The following is a 16552-nucleotide window of genomic DNA, read 5'->3' as shown; positions in this document are numbered from 1 at the left end:
CCCTTCATCTGGCCAAAAATATCCCGGGGGCGTCGCCAAAGGCGACGGGGGCAGAGCACCTAAAACGGCATCGGGTGCGCCCGATGCGCCCTGCCGATCTCGGCCAACACGTCCTTGGGTAACTCAAGATCCACGCCCGCCAGAATATGATCCAGCTGCGCGACGGTCGTGGCCCCGAAGATAGCCGACATCATGAAAGGGCGCGTCCGGCACCACGCCAACGCCATATGCACCGGATCCAGACCGTGCCGCGCGGCGATGTCCAGATAAGCTGCAACCGCCTCGAAAACACGACCGGATTTCCGGCCGCCCATCTCTGGCACAAATGACATACGCGATCCGTCGGGCACGCAGTCGTTTTGGTACTTTCCGGTTAAAAATCCTGCTGCCAAAGGGGAAAACGCCATCAGCCCAACATTTTCATGCACACTCAACTCACCCAGGTCGGTGTCGAAATGGCGGCATAGCAATGAATATTCGTTCTGCACAGATGCCACACGCGGCGCCCCCATCTGTTCGGCCAGCAGCAGCCATTGCGCGGTTCCCCAAGCGCTTTCATTCGACAGGCCAAAGGCACGGATATTGCCCTTGTCCACCTGAGCCTGCAGTGCCTCAAGGCATTCCTGCATGTTGCTCAGCACTTCGTCTGTGTTTTCGCCAGACGGCGCATAATCCCAATTCTGCCGAAACATATAGCTGCCCCGATTGGGCCAGTGGAACTGATAGAGGTCGATGTACCCGGTCTGCAATCGTCGCAAGGACCCCTCAATCGCTTCGGGTATGGTGCGGGCGGTGATCGGCGCACCATCACGGACAAAGGACAGCCCCGCGCCGGAATGCTTGGTCGCCAGAACATAATCACCCCGGCGGGTAGGATTGGCGGCATTCCAGTTTCCCAAAATCTCTTCGGTGCGCCCGATCGTTTCCTTCGCGACAGGGTTCACCGGGTACATTTCGGCCGCGTCGACAAAGTTGATCCCCGCGTCCAGCGCGATATCCATCTGCCGGTGCGCATCCCTTTCAGATGTTTGAGAGCCAAATGTCATCGTGCCAAGGCACAGATCACTCACCATAATTCCGGTACGGCCCAAAGGCTTCTTCTGCATCGTCGTATCTCCTGAAAATTGCGGGCCGGTCAGGCTTCGGCCTTTTTTTCCCACCGCCCGGACTCCTCCGACCAGTATTGTGCGGAACATCCGGCATCCGTCAGCGCTTTCCACTGCCCGCGCGCGTGTTGTACAGCCATGCCGTCATTGCCATCGAACAGGATACAAACCCGTTCCAGCGCGGCGACTTCTTCCGCCTCGACCACCGCGCCATCCACAGCCATGATGCAGGTCGCGCCATTTCCCGCCACGGCGCTGGTGGTCAGCAGGATCGGCTGGTCCGCGTCATACGGACCGCCTGCGCGTCCATGGGGCAGGAACCCGTCCTCGGGTCCCAGCCACAGTTTTTCATCCAGCCAGTCCATCCGTGCAGTGTCAGTACCCCGCACGGCTATCCGCCACCCGGCTTGCCGCGCCTTGTCAAGCAGCGCAGGCAAGGTGTGCTCCAGCGGCTGGCGGGTCAGGTGGTAGAAATAGACAGCGCCCATATGCCTACTCGAAATTGTCCTGCACAAACCGGCTCAGTGCGCACACACCCCAGCCGGTGGCGCCTTTGGGCGCGTAAGATGTCTCGTCGGCCACCGAGGCGACGCCCGCAATATCCAGGTGAATCCACGGCGTTTCCTCTTTCACGAAACGCTGCAGGAATTGCGCGGCGGTGACTGAACCCGCGGGACGACCGCCCACGTTTTTCATGTCGGCAATGCGCGATTTCAGCAACTTGTCATAGGCATCGCCCAATGGCATCCGCCAGGCGCCTTCATCCTCGGCCTTGGCTGATTTCAGGAAGGCATCGCAGAATGTGTCATTGTTCGAAAAGACACCAGCATTCTCATGGCCCAACCCGATAATAATCGCACCGGTCAAAGTTGCCAGATCGATCATGCCGACCGGCTTGAACCGTTCCTGCGCGTACCACATCACGTCACACAGAACCAGGCGGCCCTCGGCGTCGGTGTTGATAATCTCGACCGTATCACCTTTCATAGACCTGACCACATCACCCGGACGGGTGGCGTTACCCGAGGGCATATTCTCGACCAGACCAACCAGCCCCACGACATTGGCTTTTGCCTTGCGCTTGGCCAGCGCGCGCATGGTGCCCGCAACAACTCCGGCTCCGCCCATGTCCATGGTCATCTCTTCCATGCCAGCAGCTGGTTTGAGCGAGATACCACCCGTGTCGAACACTACGCCTTTTCCGACCAAAGCCAGAGGCGCGTCGTCCTTGGCACCGCCATTCCACTGCATCACCACCACTTTCGAAGGGCTGTCCGAGCCCTGCCCGACGCTTAGCAATGTGCGCATTCCCAACTCGGCCAGCTTGTCTTCGTCCAGCACTTCGACCTCAAGACCCAGTTCCTGCATCTCAACCAGACGGTCCGCGAATTCGGTAGTGGTCAAAACATTTGCCGGTTCATTGGTCAGATCGCGCGTCATCCGAACGCCATCAGCAATTGCATAGAGAGGTGCAAAATCTGCCTCGATCTCTGCAGGTTTTGCGTGGCTGATTGTCACTGTGCCAGCCTTCTGGCTTTCCTTGGTTTTATGCGCGTCGAATTCGTAGCTGCGCAGAACAATCCCCAGTGCCAGATCCTCGGCCCGCGCCTGATTGCCCACCATCACCAGCATGTCCTTGCCGCCTGCCAGCTTAGCCAGCGCCGCACCTGCCTTGCGGGCTTCGGCGGCCTCAGGGCGACGTGGCAGAACCAGAACATCCAGCGCCTCAGCCGCCATCCCTGTGGGCCATGCCATCGAGATGACATCACCTGTCTTGGACTTTCTGAAACTCTCGCTTTCAACAAGCCGCGCCAACCCGCCCTTCGTCAGACGGTTTGCCCGGCGGGCTGCCGGGCTCATCTTACCGTCATCCGGAATGATGATGGCGACGCGCCCTCCGGCCTGCGCCATAACCTCCAGGTCAAACTCCTGAAAACGGATCGGTATCAGACTGCTCATTGTACTCTCCTCGAATTCTGTTCCCCAAGACCTAGCCCGCAGGGCACGCGTTGACCAGATAGCAGTTTTCCCCGCCTTTCAATTGCATTAAGGTCCCGAAAAAATGACCGGCAGGTTCGGGGGAGAAAGACGTGGTACGAGAGGGCAGGCATACGCCGTCGCGCACAGCATTGCGCAGGCGCGATATCGGCCCGAACCCTCGCACTACAGGCACTGCGGGGTCGTTCCTATGATCCTGGACCGTTATTTCGCTCGCCGGTTCCTGCAAAGCTTCATGGTCATCGGAGGTATTTTCCTGACCCTGATGATTCTCATCGATCTGATCGAACAGATTCGCCGCTTTGACGATTTCGACCTGTCATTTGCCCAGTTGCTGCACCTTACGCTCCTGAATACACCAGCCGCCATCAGCGAAATGCTGCCTCTGCTGGTTATCCTGTCCACCATCGCCTTGTTCGTCGGGCTGGCACGCACATCAGAACTTGTGGTGACCCGTGCAACTGGCCGCTCAGGCATCCGCGCTTTGGTCGCCCCTGTCCTGTTGTCGCTAATCATCGGCGCGCTGGCCGTTGCATTGTTGAACCCCATCGCAGCGGCCACATCCGAAGAGTTCCGCCGCCTGTCGGATTCATACCGAAACAACGGCAGTTCGGCCCTTTCGATCAGCAGCGAGGGCCTGTGGCTGCGCCAGTCCGCCGAAAACGGACAGGCCGTTATCCACGCCCGGTCAACGTCGAACCAAGACAAGCTGCGGCTGGACGGTGTAACCGTCATCACCTTTGGGCGGGATGGCAAACCGACCCAGCAGATCGTTGCAAACCGGGCCGAGTTGGAAGACGGGAACTGGGTTCTGTATCAGGCAAAAACCTGGGCCTTGCAGGATGGGCAAAACCCCGAATCTAATTCAGTTGTGCACGAGCGCCTGGAGCTGCCGACCTCGCTGACCCGACAGCGGATCATGGACACATTGGGACAACAGGATTCGGTTTCGGTTTATGACCTGCCCCAGTTGATCAGCGACCTGCGCGAGGCGGGATTTTCGACCAAACAATATGAGGTCTGGCTGCACGTACAGCTGGCCCGGCCTTTGTTTCTGATCTCGATGGTTCTGATCGGCGCCGCGTTCACCATGCGCCACGTTCGGTTCGGCGGCACAGGGATCGCCGTCCTGACAGCCGTCCTGCTTGGATTTGCCATCTATTTCGTGCGCAATTTCGCGCAAATCCTCGGGGAAAACGGACAATTGCCCATCTATATCGCTGCCTGGGCACCGCCCTTTGGCGCAATTCTGTTGTCTCTTGGTCTGCTACTGCATGCGGAGGACGGCTGATGCGGCATATTATTCATGTGTTGCTTACCAGTGCGCTCGCTTTGTCCGTCCCGGCGATACTTGCAGCACAGACCTCTCAAGGTCAACCACAGCCACAGGGCACACAAGCGCAGCAAGAGCCCGCCTTGCTGGTGGCCGACAAGGTTTTCATCACGCATGAACGCAAACTTGTGGCAGAAGGCAATGTCGAAGCTTTTCAGGGCGACATCAAATTGTCCGCTCATCGCATCACTTATGACCGCGAGACCGGCGAGCTGATACTGGAAGGCCCCATTCGTATCGATCAGGGTGGTCAGACCACGCTACTGGCAGATTCAGGGCAACTGGACAGCGGAATTCAGAACGGACTGCTGATCGGCGCACGCATGGTGTTCGAACAGCAGGTACAGATCGCCTCGGTTCAGGCGAAACGGACCGCAGGCCGCTATACGCAATTCAGCAAGGTTTCGGCCACATCTTGTCATGTCTGCACCGACGGCAGGCCGCCTCTGTGGCAGATCAGGGCGCGCAAAGTCACGCATGATCAACTAGAACGGCAACTATATTTCGAAGGCGCTCAGCTTCGGGTGCTGGATTATCCGGTATTCTACTTTCCCTATCTGCGCTTGCCCGACCCAACGCTAGAGAGGGCACCCGGATTTCTGGTTCCTTCGATCCGCAGCACGTCGCAATTGGGCACTGGAGTTCAGGTCCCTTATTTCTTTAAACTTGGCGATCACAAGGACCTGACACTTACTCCTTACGTCTCAGCCAAGACGACAACGCTGGGATACCGTTATCGTCAGGCTTTCGTGAACGGACGCATTCAGGTGGAAGGCGCTTATACACGGGATGATGTGCAACCCGATCAGGATCGCGGCTACCTTTTTGCCACCGGCTGGTTCAATCTGAAGAACGATTTCCGTCTGACCTTCAATCTGGAATCCACATCCGACAATGCCTACCTGGCCGACTACGGCTTGCCGGATCTGGACCGTTTGCGCAGTGAAATCGCGCTGGAGAGGATCAAGCGCGACAGCGCGTTCAAAACCAGCCTGATCTATTACAAAACACTGCGGGACAGCGAAAATCAGGACGAGATCCCGTCCCGCGTCTTCGATCTCAACTATGAAAAACGCTATTTTCCCAACACACTGGGTGGCGAGGTTCGGCTGGCTTTCATCGGCCACGCGCACGAACGTACCAGCAACACAGATGTTGTTGGCCGGGATATTGCACGGGCCACCTTCGACGCCGAATGGTTGCGCAGCTGGACGTTCGCGTCGGGGCTGCGGGTCGATACGACGCTAGGGGCGTCAGTTGACACTTTCAACGTCCGCCACGACAGCAACTATCCAGACAACGTGACCCGATCTACACCGCGTGCGGCTTTGACACTCCGCTATCCAATGACACGGCGCGAGGAGTCGGGGGCAGTTCAGTTCCTCGAACCGATCGCACAGTTTGGATGGACACATGTGTCGGACACCGATGTACCGAATGATGAAAGTACCTTTCAGGAATTCGATCAGGGCAACCTTCTGTCCCTGTCGCGTTTCCCGGCTGAAGATCAGCGCGAGAACAGCGCCACCGGCGTGGTTGGCCTGAACTGGGCTCGGTATAGCGCGGGTGGCTGGCAGACCCAGGCGACCGTGGGTCAGGTGTTTCGTGCTGACGCCGATCCGAATTTCACGCTGACATCGGGGTTGCAGGGCACATCGTCGGATTTGCTGGTGGCCGGGCAGATCAGCACGGCCAATGGCTGGTCACTTGCCGGGCGCGGTTTGATCGACGGTGATTTCAGCTTTGTCAAAGCCGAGCTGCGCGGCGCATGGGCATCCAAATATGCCGGCCTGTCTGGCAGCTATATCTGGCAGGAACCGGACCCGGCGGAAAACATCACCGAAGAAATCTCGGAAATTCTGCTGCTCGGGCGTTACCAGGTCGATCAGAACTGGCTGACAAATGCCCTGGCGCGCTACGATCTGGCCGAGTCGGAACCGATCCGGCTGGGTCTGGGCGTGACCTACCAGAACGAATGTGTTCAGGTTAACATGTCCGTAAGTCGGCGCTTTACTTCAACATCCACTATTGAGCCTTCGACAGAATTCGGCTTTACCCTTTCTCTGACAGGGTACGCCCTTGAAGGCGGTGGCAAGACATACAAGAGAACATGCAGTTGATATCAGGTTTCTCCAGGTTTCTCCGTTCCGGTTGGCTTAAGCCGGTCACACCGGCACTAGTTGCCGCAGTTTTTGCAATTGCGCCTCTTCAGGGCGGCGCGCAAAGCCTGTTCTCACCCGCGATCCGCGTCAATCAGGACATTGTCACCTGGTATGAGCTTGAACAGCGCTTGCAATTCCTGAATGTTCTGGGCCTGCCCGGTGGTAGCGAAGCTGACGTCAGGGATGCCTTGATTGATGAAAAACTGCGCAGGCAGGTCATGCGTGATGCCGGCGTGCAAGCAACGCCCGAGGCCGTTCAACTGGGCATCGACGAATTCGCCTCGCGCGGACAATTGTCATCCGAACAATTCCTAAAACTTCTCGGCGACGCGGGCGTCGACCCGGAAACGGTCCGGGATTATGTCGCCGATCAACTGGCATGGCGCGACTATATCAGTTCGCGCTATCTGTCGCAGGCCCGCCCGACCGAGGATGAGATCGATCGCGCTCTGGGCCAGACGGGCGGTGGCGGATTGCAGGTCCTGCTGTCCGAAATCATCATCCCGGTAAACCCGCAAACGGTTGCCCAGACCGAGCTGTTGGCCGAAGAAATCTCGCGGCTGGAAGGGCAAGACGCTTTTTCTGCCGCCGCGGCTCAGTATTCCGCAGCCGCAACACGGGGTCAGGGTGGACGTCTGGACTGGTTGAATATCTCGAACCTGCCCCCGGCGCTTCAACCTGTCATCCTGGGGCTTCAGACCGGTGAGATTACCGACCCGATCACCTTGCCGAACGCTGTTGCCCTGTTTCAGATGCGTGGCTTGCGCGAAGTCGCAACCGGCGCTCCGCGCATTTCAAAGTTGGATTATGCCGCCTATTACCTGCCAGGCGGGCGCAGCGCCGAAACCCTTTCGCGGGCCGCGAAGCTGAAAGAAGAAATCGACACTTGTGATGATCTCTATGGCATTGCCAAGGATCAGCCCGCCGAAGTTCTGGACCGGGTCGAAGCCGCGCCTTCCGAGGTGCCCGGTGATATTGCCGTAGAATTGGCCAAGCTGGACCGGAACGAAGCATCGGCGAATCTGACTCGCAACAATGGTCAGACGCTTGTGTTCCTGATGCTGTGCAACCGCACGCGGGATCTGGGCGAAGACACCTCTCGGGGCGATGTCGCCAATGCGCTGGCGCAGCAACGTCTTCAGGCCTTTGCGGCCAGTCTGGTGGAACAGCTGCGGGCTGACGCTGTCATTACTCAGGAATGATACGCCCCGTCGCGCTCAGCTGCGGCGAACCGGCCGGTATCGGCCCGGAAATCGCGGCCAAGGCGTGGGCTGAACTGCGCGATGCCTGCCCGTTTTTCTATATCGGGGACGCCAGCCACCTGCCCGCAGGCACTCCGGTTGCCAAAATCGAACATCCCAGTCAGGTTGCTGAAATCTGTGATCGGGCCCTGCCCGTTCTTCAGATGGACTTTCCCGCCCCTAACGTATTCGGCCAGCCAAACCCGGCCAACGCGCCGTCGGTGGTTGATGCCATCGAAACCGGCGCCGAACTGGTACAAACCGGTGAGGCCGCAGCGCTTTGCACTGCACCGATCAACAAGAAAGCCCTGATCGACGGCGCAGGCTTCACCTTTCCTGGCCATACCGAGTTTCTGGCAGCCCTTTCCGGAACCCGTCGGGTTGTCATGATGCTGGCCAGCGAGAGGTTGCGCGTCGTTCCCGCGACAATTCACATTCCATTGTCACAGGTTCCCGCGGCACTTACCCCTGATCTTCTGCGCGAGACGATTGAAATCACTGTACGCGGTTTGCGTGATCAGTTCGGGCTCACACATCCCCGCATCGCAGTTGCAGGTCTGAACCCACATGCAGGTGAAGGCGGCAAGATGGGCACAGAGGAACTCGACTGGATTGCTCCGATGCTGGCTGATCTGAACCCAGAGGGCGCAACCATCACCGGCCCCCATCCTGCGGATACTCTGTTTCACGCCGCTGCCCGCACCCGCTATGACGCCGCCATCGCCATGTATCATGATCAGGCTCTGATCCCGATCAAGACGCTGGATTTCGACCGGGGCGTGAATGTCACCCTTGGCTTGCCTTTCATCCGCACCTCACCCGACCACGGAACAGCACTGGACATCGCGGGGAAAGGCATCGCCACCCCCTCCAGCCTGATCGAAGCCCTGAAACTTGCCCGGCGCATGGTAAAAAGCTCTTGATCCTTCACCTGGCTGAAAATATCCCCGCCGGAGGCACAAAAATCTCGGGCGCAGCCCCTTTCACAGGCGCCAAGGTATTCCGATCATGAGCGCTATAGACACGCTTCCCCCTCTGCGCGAGGTCATCGCAACCCACCAGCTTTCAGCGCGCAAATCGCTGGGGCAGAACTTTCTGCTGGATCTGAACCTGACCGCTAAGATCGCCCGACAGGCTGGCGATTTGTCAGAATGCGATGTGCTTGAAATCGGCCCCGGTCCCGGTGGGTTGACGCGGGGCCTGCTGTCCGAAGGCGCGCGCAAGGTCGTGGCCGTTGAAAAAGACACCCGGTGCATTGCCGCCCTGAACGACATCGCGGCTGCGTATCCGGGTCGGCTTGAGGTGATCAACGGCGACGCCCTGGAAATAAACCCGCTTGAATACCTGTCACCGCCAATCCGCGTCGCAGCCAACCTGCCCTACAATGTCGGCACCGAACTGCTGGTGCGTTGGCTGACACCGCCCGAATGGCCCCCATTCTGGCAGAGCCTGACGCTGATGTTCCAACGCGAAGTGGCCGAGCGTATCGTCGCCCAACCTGGCAGCAAAGCTTATGGACGCCTTGCCATCCTCGCTCAATGGCGGGCAGAGGCACGTATCGCCATGTCGCTTCCCCCCGGGGCCTTCACCCCGCCGCCCAAGGTTTCAAGCGCCGTGGTCCACCTGACCGCCCTGCCCGAACCACGCTTTCCCGCCGATGCCGCCACCCTGTCACGTATCGTGGCCGCCGCCTTCAACCAACGCCGCAAGATGCTGCGCGCCTCACTCAAAGGCATTGCCCCGGATATCGAAGACCGTCTGCTGGCTGCTGGTATCAAGCCCACGGACCGTGCCGAACAAATCCCGCTTGAAGCGTTCTGCGCTTTGGCGCGCGAAGTTAAGAAAACCTGATCAAACAAAAAAGCCCCGAGTTTGACCTCGGGGCTTGGTTCATTGGGCGTCAGCTTTACTCAGCCGCCTCTGGAGCATCCCCGGTGTTGGCGGGTGCTTCCTCTTTTGCCTCGGGTGCAGCTTTGGGCTTCCGCGTGCGCGGTTTACGCGCGGGTTTTTCTTTGAGCGGTGCCTCTTCCGGTGCCTCAGCTACCGGGGTTTCTTTGTTTTCCGGTGTTTCTACCAAGCCGCTATCGGGCTCTGAAACTTGCTGAGACAGGTCCATCAAATCAGGCTGCGGTGCTTCGGCCGGATCAGCCTGACGGGTCGCTTCGCGTTCCTGACGTTCGGCACGTTCACGATCGCGCTCAGCCTGGCGTTCGCGGTTCTGGCGCTCCTGCTCTTCACGGCGCGCATCCATTTCGCGCTGCGCTTCGCTCAGCATCCGCAGATAATGTTCCGCGTGTTGCTGGAAGTTTTCTGCCGCCACGCGGTCATTCGACAGCTGAGCGTCACGTGCCAACTGGTTGTACTTGTCAATAATCTGCTGCGGCGTGCCACGAACCTTGCCTTCGGGACCCGAGCTGTCAAAAACCCGGTTTACGACGTTGCCGCCAGAAGGACGATTGCGGTTATTCTTGGCCCGCGAACGGGGTTTGGAAGATCTCATCTTACTTTACGTCAGCCTTATCAATGCGCTGTCGCTCAACCCGTGTTTTGCACTGCTCTAAGGCGTTTGCCGTGACGGGAAGTCGACTTTTTGGGCTTGGCGTCAGGGGTGCGCTGCAACAGCGTCAACCTCGCCGACTAATCCTGAGTAAACATGTCCTGACGGCGCAGACAAGAGGAATCTCGGGTTTTCACAAGCTTTTTTGTTCGGGTTGGCGTTTTTTGCCGCAAACCCGCCACTCAACCCGGCATTCTTGCGCCGACAACGCGGTCGCGACCGTCCAGATCAGGGATGATCCGAACATCCACCAACCCGGCAGCGTCGAACAGGGCTGATACTTTTGCCGCCTGCGTCGGACCGATTTCGACAAGAATTCGCCCGCCCGGCAACAGAAAATCCGGGGTCGCAGCCGCGATCCGACGATACGCTCCCAACCCGTCCCCCTCATCCGTCAGAGCCATGCGCGGCTCATGCTCGCGCACTTCGGGCGACAGCTCTTCCATCTCAGACACTGAGATATATGGAGGGTTGGAGACAATCAGGTCGAATTGACCATTAATGTCTTCAAACCAGTTTGATCGAAGAATCTCAATCCGCGCCTCTACCTGATGCTGAACCGCATTGGCACTGGCTTGCAGGCAGGCGGCTTCGCTCAGATCGACACCCACGCCCGTGGAACTGCTGCGTTCGGACAGAAGGGTTATCAGGATACACCCCGAGCCCAGCCCCAGGTCGAGGACATGATCAAATGGTTCGCTCAACGCCGCTTCGATAAGGGTTTCTGTTTCCGGGCGCGGATCAAGGACATCCCGGCTGACGCGAAACCTGCGGCCGTAAAACTCCCGCTCACCCAACAGATGCGACACCGGAACCCGAACGGCACGCAAGGAGATCAGCTGGTCATAACGCTCGGCGATTTCGGGCTGCAATTCTTCCGGGGCAATCAGTGTCACCCGGCTGGCTTCAATCCGTGCAGCGTGGGCCAGCAACAGACGCGCGTCGCGCGCCGGATCGTCCACACCGGCTGCACGCAGGCGCGCTGTCGCTGCTACCATGGCCTGTGCCGCTGTTTGCAGACCCGTCATTGTGCCATCTCGGCCAGCAGCCGGGCCTGATCGTCTGCCGTCAGCGCATCAATCACCTCGTCCAGATCGCCCTGCATCACCTGATCCAGCTTATATAGCGTCAGGTTGATCCGATGGTCGGTCATGCGCCCCTGCGGGAAGTTATAAGTACGAATGCGTTCCGAGCGATCCCCCGAGCCCACCTGACTGGCGCGATCTGCCGAGCGTTCGCTGTCAATCCGCTGCCGTTCCAGATCGTACAAGCGCGTTTTCAGAACTTGCATGGCGATCTCGCGGTTGCGATGCTGGGACTTCTCGGAACTCGTCACCACCAATCCCGTCGGAAGATGCGTGATCCGCACTGCCGAGTCGGTCGTGTTCACGTGCTGTCCGCCCGCGCCCGAGCTTCGCATCGTATCGATTCGGATATCATTGGCGTCGATCTGGATGTCTACATCCTCGGCCTCGGGCAGAACCGCCACAGTCGCCGCCGAAGTGTGAATGCGCCCGCCGCTTTCGGTTTCGGGCACGCGTTGCACCCGATGGACGCCGGATTCGTATTTCAGGCGCGCAAAGACATTGTCGCCTTTGATATGGGCGACCACTTCCTTGATGCCGCCCAGATCCGAGGCCTGTTCTTCGATAATCTCGAATTTCCAGCCACGCGCCTCGGCGTAACGCTGATACATGCGCAACAGGTCGCTTGCGAACAAAGCGGCCTCGTCCCCGCCGGTGCCGGGGCGGATTTCCAGCATCGCCGGACGGGCATCCGCCGCGTCCTTTGGCAACAATGCCAGTTGGAGCGCGTTTTCCGCCTTGGGGATGCGGGCCTGCAACTCGGGGATCTCCTCCTCGGCAAGCTCTTTCATGTCCGGGTCAGTCAGCATCGCCTGCGCCTCGGCCAGATCTCCCACCAGCTGTCGCCAGGCCATGATCTGATCGACGACAGGCTTGAGGTCGGAATATTCTTTGGCCAGCGCCGCTATGTCACCACCCGACGCGCCATCGGCCATGGCTGCCTCGAGGTACTGGAAACGCTGGGTGATCTGTTCAAGACGTTCTTCGGGGATCATCCCGGCGGTGTCTCTCATCCGGGGGCTTTGGTCAAGGGCAACGTCATGCTAAGCTTGCGGCCATGAAACGGGTTTTAATTTCTCTGCTGCTGACAACGACGCCTGCATTCGCGGATTACATCGGCCCTGATGGCAAGACGCGGGATTGCTATTGCACTGACACATCCGGGTCTCGCATCGAACTGGGTGAGATGATCTGCCTTCAGGTCGACGGACGCATGTTCACGGCGCAATGCCAGATGTCCCTGAACGTTCCCATGTGGCGTGAGGTTCAGGAGGGGTGTTTGTCGTCCAATTTACAGAGTGAGCCTGTCGACCCCTTGGATCTGGACGGCGCGTCCTGACCGTTTGAGCAACGACTAGAACTGCGCCAACCACCCATCGACTCGCGCCCTGTTAACCCCGAAATCCTTGCGGCCAAATCGCAGGCGCCCATGAATGCGCAGGGTGTCACCATCCTGCTGAACCGTGGTGTAGTCGGGAAAGCCGATCCATTTCGTGCGGGTGATATAGGTGATCATACCCTCACTGACCGAACCTGCCAAAACCGTGGTGCGCGACGTGGCTTGGGCAATCTCGTCAAGACGCTGCAACCCGTCGGAGCCGGTTTCGACAACGCGCACCACACCACCGGGCAAATCCTGATTTTCGGTTGCAACAAAAGCGACGTGCCACCGCGTAGGGTCGGACGGTGCCAGGCGGACATAGCCGCCCGCCCCAACCACAAGCGCAATCACTGCCCCCAAAGCCACCTTTTTCATCCCGCTCTATCCTTTTTGGTGAACCCTAAGCGGAACAAAACCGGCGGCAAGACATTCCACCGCGTCTTACCGCGACGTCACACCCGGCAGGATACACAGCATCTCGTAGATCAGGTTGGCCGCTGTCAGTGCAGTGTTGCCCGATGGATCATAAGGGGGTGAAACCTCGACCAGATCACATCCCACCACGTTTACCCCATGCAGGGCATGGATCAGTTGCAGCGCTTGCGGTGTCGTCAGACCTGCGATTTCCGGCGTGCCGGTGCCCGGAGCAAACGCGGGATCAAGGCTGTCGATGTCATACGAGATGTAAACCGGGTGGTCCCCGATGATCTTGCGAACCTGCGATCCGATTTGGGTCAGGTTCTGCTGCCACAGCTCCCAGGCCGGGAACTGGCGGAAGCCCCAGTCCTTGGCTTCGGTGAAGTCCGAGGCGGCATAGCCCGAGCCCCGAATGCCGATCTGGAACGTCTTGTCGGGAACAATCAACCCCTCTTCATAGGCGCGGCGGAAGACGGTACCGTGGGTTTCACGCTCACCGAACATCTTGTCATTCACATCGGCATGGGCGTCCACATGCACCAGCGCCACGGGTCCGTGTTTTGCCTTGATGGCTCGCAGGATCGGCAGGGTGATCGAATGATCGCCCCCCATGGCCACCGGGATCACGCCTTTCGCCAATATGGCGTCATAGCTTTCCTTGATGATCCTGAGGCTGTCTGCCAGCGAGAAGGTGTTGATCGCCAGATCCCCAATATCGGCTATCTGCAAACCGTCGAACGGGGCCGCTCTGGTGGCCATGTTATAGGGCCGGATCATCGCGCTTTCGCCGCGGATTTGCTTGGGGCCAAAGCGCGTGCCCGACCGCCACGACGTGCCGATATCCATCGGCACCCCCAGCACCGCCACATCCAGCCCCTCAAGCGAGGAGGCCTGCGGCAGGCGCATGAATGTGTTCGGCCCGGAAAACCGAGCCAGATCATTCCCGCTAATTGGTTGGTTGAATTCGGTCATGCGCGTAATAGTCCCGCCCCTGTTCGTCTTGTGATCCAGCACATACCTTAAGCATGGCTAACTGTTGGTTAACGTGAACCCATGCGGGTTTACCCTTCTGCTTTTTCCAGCTTGTTCCACCCCAACAGGCAAATGATCTGCGTCGCCACATGAGCCCCAGCAATCGCTGTCGCACCTGAGGTGTCAAAGGGCGGCGATACTTCGACCACGTCCCCGCCCTTGATATTGATCCCGGCAATGTCGCGCAGGATGATTTGCGCCTGAATCGAGCTTAACCCACCCCAGACTGGCGTGCCCGTACCAGGGGCAAAGGCCGGGTCAAGACCGTCAATGTCGAAGCTGAGGTAAACGGGGCTGTCACCAAGAATGTTCTTGATCTTCTCTGCCACGGCAGCAGGTCCCGATTCATAAACCTCGCGCGCATCGATGATGTTCACGCCCAACGTATCCTCATTCGTCGTGCGAATACCCACCTGGACCGAGCGTTTCGGATCGACAATGCCCGACTTTACAGCCTTGTAGAACATTGTCCCGTGATCCACGCGGGACATGTCATCATCGGCCCATGTGTCGGTATGCGCATCGAATTGCAGCAGGGACATTGGCCCAAATTTCTCGGCATAAGCCTTGAGGATCGGAAAGCTGATATAGTGGTCGCCACCCAACGCGACCGACGCCACGTTAGCGGCCAGAATGGTCCGGATGTGGTCGGTCAGCGTGTCGGGAAAGGCCGGTATATTGGCATAATCATAAGCCATATCGCCATAGTCCACGATCGCCAGTTCACTCAGCGCATCAAAGGGCCAGCCATAGGGCGCATCAGGCGACTGAAGCGCACTGGCCTCTCGGATCGCCCTAGGGCCAAGGCGCGTGCCGGGCCGGTTCGTAACCGCCTGATCAAACGGCACGCCGGTTACGGCGATGTCCACACCCTTCAGGTTCTTGGTGTAAAGCCGCCGAAGAAAAGACGTCGCGCCGCCGAACGTATTTTCATAAGACAACCCCTTGAGGTCCGGATTGGTGAATGCCTCATCCACTTGGTTTCTTGCGTCTTCCAGTGCCATGTCTTCCGTAGTCCCTTTCCCGAACCTTTATCAGCTCAACGGCTGCGCTTTTTCCACGATCCGCGCGAAAAACGACGCGCCCACCGGTGCGATTTCGTCGTTAAAGTTGTATTTCGGATGATGCAGCCCCGCGCCTTCACCCTGCCCGAGGAACAGATAAGCACCGGGGCGCTTTTGCAGCATGTACGAAAAATCCTCGGCCCCCATCTCGCGCCCGGTATTGCCGATGACCCGGTCATCTCCGGATATTTCTCGCGCCACTTCGGTCGCAAAACCCGCCTTTTCGGCATCATTGATGGTGGCAGGGTAATCGACATTGTATTCCAAACGCGCCTCGACCCCATAGGATTTGGCCTGCCCTTCGACAATCTCGGCCATGCGTCGCATCACCATCTGCTGGACGGTCGGATCGAATGTTCGAACGGTGCCGTTGATATAGGCCGTATCCGGGATCACGTTGTTGACCGTGCCGGTGTGAATTTGCGTGACCGAAATGACAAGATCATCCAGCGCATAGTGGTTGCGACTGACAATGGTCTGAATGGCCTGCGCAATCCCACAGGCCGCCATAACCGGATCACGGGTTTCATGCGGCATCGCACCGTGGCCGCCGACACCCTGAATATGCACTTCGAACGTATCGACAGCCGCCATGATCGGCCCCGGCGTGGTATAGAATGTCCCTTCGGCAAATCCCGGCGCGTTGTGCAGCGCGTAGACCTGTGAGATGTCGAACCGGTCCATGATGCCTTCTTCGACCATCACGCCAGCACCACCGCCATCTTCCTCGGCGGGTTGAAAGATCAGCGCCACGCGACCGCTGAAATTTCGCGTCTCGGCCAGATAACGGGCCGCGCCCAGTAACATCGTGGTATGCCCGTCATGACCGCAGGCATGCATCTTTCCGGGGTTCTGAGAGGCGTAGTCAACGCCTGTTTCTTCGGTAATTGGCAACGCATCCATATCGGCGCGCAGGCCAATCGTCGGCCCGTCGCCCTGCCCGTTTATGATCGCGACCATCCCGGTCTTTGCGAGCCCCTCATGCAACTCATCGACCCCGAACTCACGCAGACGTTCCGCCACAAAGGCCGCAGTTTCATGGCATTCGAATTCCAACTCTGGGATGGTATGCAGATACTGGCGCCATCTGGTCATGTCGGCAGAGAAATCGGCAATTCGGTTGACGACGGGCATCTGGGGTGGACTCCTGATCGGGACTGCGGAATGGATGCATCT

Annotated in this window: 16 protein-coding genes; 6 read left to right on the top strand and 10 right to left on the bottom strand. The window is 58.8% G+C overall.

Annotation, left to right across the window (positions count from 1 at the left end):
* Positions 1 to 59: 59 nt before the first annotated feature.
* The 3 genes from ACR0ID_RS01640 to ACR0ID_RS01630 are packed head-to-tail and all read right to left on the bottom strand — an operon-like array spanning position 60 to position 3065.
* A complete protein-coding gene (locus tag ACR0ID_RS01640; protein WP_480603382.1) occupies positions 60 to 1106 on the bottom strand; it encodes an aldo/keto reductase in 1047 nt (348 codons plus the stop codon).
* A 29-nt stretch (positions 1107 to 1135) separates the two neighbouring features.
* Positions 1136 to 1594 carry a DNA polymerase III subunit chi gene (locus ACR0ID_RS01635; RefSeq protein ID WP_480603380.1) on the bottom strand — a complete coding sequence of 153 codons (459 nt, stop codon included), beginning with the start codon at positions 1592 to 1594 and terminating at the stop codon, positions 1136 to 1138.
* Between the two features lie 4 nt (positions 1595 to 1598).
* Positions 1599 to 3065, bottom strand: coding sequence for a leucyl aminopeptidase (locus ACR0ID_RS01630; RefSeq protein WP_480603378.1), 1467 nt, complete (start codon positions 3063 to 3065; stop codon positions 1599 to 1601).
* 229 nt (positions 3066 to 3294) lie between these two features.
* Here ACR0ID_RS01630 and lptG point away from each other — a divergent pair, with 229 nt between their 5' ends.
* The 5 genes from lptG to rsmA all read left to right on the top strand — a co-directional run bounded on the left by lptG (position 3295) and on the right by rsmA (position 9691).
* Positions 3295 to 4395, top strand: a complete 1101-nt coding sequence (gene lptG / locus ACR0ID_RS01625; protein WP_480603375.1) for an LPS export ABC transporter permease LptG — start codon at positions 3295 to 3297, stop codon at positions 4393 to 4395.
* Positions 4395 to 6557 carry an LPS-assembly protein LptD gene (locus ACR0ID_RS01620; protein ID WP_480603373.1) on the top strand — a complete coding sequence of 721 codons (2163 nt, stop codon included), beginning with the start codon at positions 4395 to 4397 and terminating at the stop codon, positions 6555 to 6557. Before lptG ends, ACR0ID_RS01620 begins: the two co-directional genes overlap by 1 nt.
* Positions 6548 to 7801, top strand: a complete 1254-nt coding sequence (locus tag ACR0ID_RS01615; RefSeq protein WP_480473186.1) for a peptidylprolyl isomerase — start codon at positions 6548 to 6550, stop codon at positions 7799 to 7801. The genes ACR0ID_RS01620 and ACR0ID_RS01615 overlap by 10 nt, the downstream gene beginning before the upstream one ends.
* Entirely contained in the window at positions 7798 to 8763 is a 966-nt protein-coding gene (gene pdxA / locus ACR0ID_RS01610) for a 4-hydroxythreonine-4-phosphate dehydrogenase PdxA (RefSeq protein WP_480603371.1), read from the top strand. The genes ACR0ID_RS01615 and pdxA overlap by 4 nt, the downstream gene beginning before the upstream one ends.
* Before the next feature lie 85 nt (positions 8764 to 8848).
* Positions 8849 to 9691, top strand: a complete 843-nt coding sequence (gene rsmA / locus ACR0ID_RS01605; protein ID WP_480473190.1) for a 16S rRNA (adenine(1518)-N(6)/adenine(1519)-N(6))-dimethyltransferase RsmA — start codon at positions 8849 to 8851, stop codon at positions 9689 to 9691.
* Positions 9692 to 9746: 55 nt separating this feature from the next.
* Here rsmA and ACR0ID_RS01600 read toward each other — a convergent pair whose 3' ends face one another.
* The 3 genes from ACR0ID_RS01600 to prfA form a co-directional block, all read right to left on the bottom strand.
* Complete coding sequence (locus ACR0ID_RS01600) at positions 9747 to 10340, bottom strand: DUF4167 domain-containing protein (protein ID WP_480473192.1); 594 nt, start codon at positions 10338 to 10340, stop codon at positions 9747 to 9749.
* A gap of 239 nt (positions 10341 to 10579) precedes the next feature.
* Positions 10580 to 11425: a peptide chain release factor N(5)-glutamine methyltransferase gene (gene prmC, locus ACR0ID_RS01595; protein ID WP_480603369.1), complete on the bottom strand. Its 846-nt coding sequence runs from the start codon at positions 11423 to 11425 to the stop codon at positions 10580 to 10582.
* On the bottom strand, positions 11422 to 12477 hold the full coding sequence (gene prfA, locus ACR0ID_RS01590; protein WP_480481653.1) for a peptide chain release factor 1: 1056 nt from the start codon (positions 12475 to 12477) through the stop codon (positions 11422 to 11424). Before prfA ends, prmC begins: the two co-directional genes overlap by 4 nt.
* 62 nt (positions 12478 to 12539) lie before the next feature.
* Between prfA and ACR0ID_RS01585 the strand changes: the two genes are divergently transcribed.
* Positions 12540 to 12821 (top strand): hypothetical protein, encoded by a 282-nt coding sequence (locus tag ACR0ID_RS01585; protein ID WP_480603367.1) that lies wholly within the window; start codon positions 12540 to 12542, stop codon positions 12819 to 12821.
* A 15-nt stretch (positions 12822 to 12836) separates the two neighbouring features.
* Here ACR0ID_RS01585 and ACR0ID_RS01580 read toward each other — a convergent pair whose 3' ends face one another.
* The 4 genes from ACR0ID_RS01580 to ACR0ID_RS01565 form a co-directional block, all read right to left on the bottom strand.
* Positions 12837 to 13238, bottom strand: a complete 402-nt coding sequence (locus tag ACR0ID_RS01580) for a DUF1499 domain-containing protein (RefSeq protein ID WP_480517331.1) — start codon at positions 13236 to 13238, stop codon at positions 12837 to 12839.
* A gap of 66 nt (positions 13239 to 13304) precedes the next feature.
* On the bottom strand, positions 13305 to 14252 hold the full coding sequence (gene speB / locus ACR0ID_RS01575; RefSeq protein WP_480603365.1) for an agmatinase: 948 nt from the start codon (positions 14250 to 14252) through the stop codon (positions 13305 to 13307).
* A gap of 89 nt (positions 14253 to 14341) precedes the next feature.
* Positions 14342 to 15316, bottom strand: coding sequence for an agmatinase (speB, locus tag ACR0ID_RS01570; protein ID WP_480603363.1), 975 nt, complete (start codon positions 15314 to 15316; stop codon positions 14342 to 14344).
* A gap of 30 nt (positions 15317 to 15346) precedes the next feature.
* On the bottom strand, positions 15347 to 16510 hold the full coding sequence (locus ACR0ID_RS01565; protein WP_480603361.1) for a M20 aminoacylase family protein: 1164 nt from the start codon (positions 16508 to 16510) through the stop codon (positions 15347 to 15349).
* Positions 16511 to 16552 lie beyond the last annotated feature (42 nt).

Source organism: Ruegeria sp. AL2, from assembly GCF_056540845.1.
This window is presented reverse-complemented; position numbering and strand designations above follow the sequence as displayed.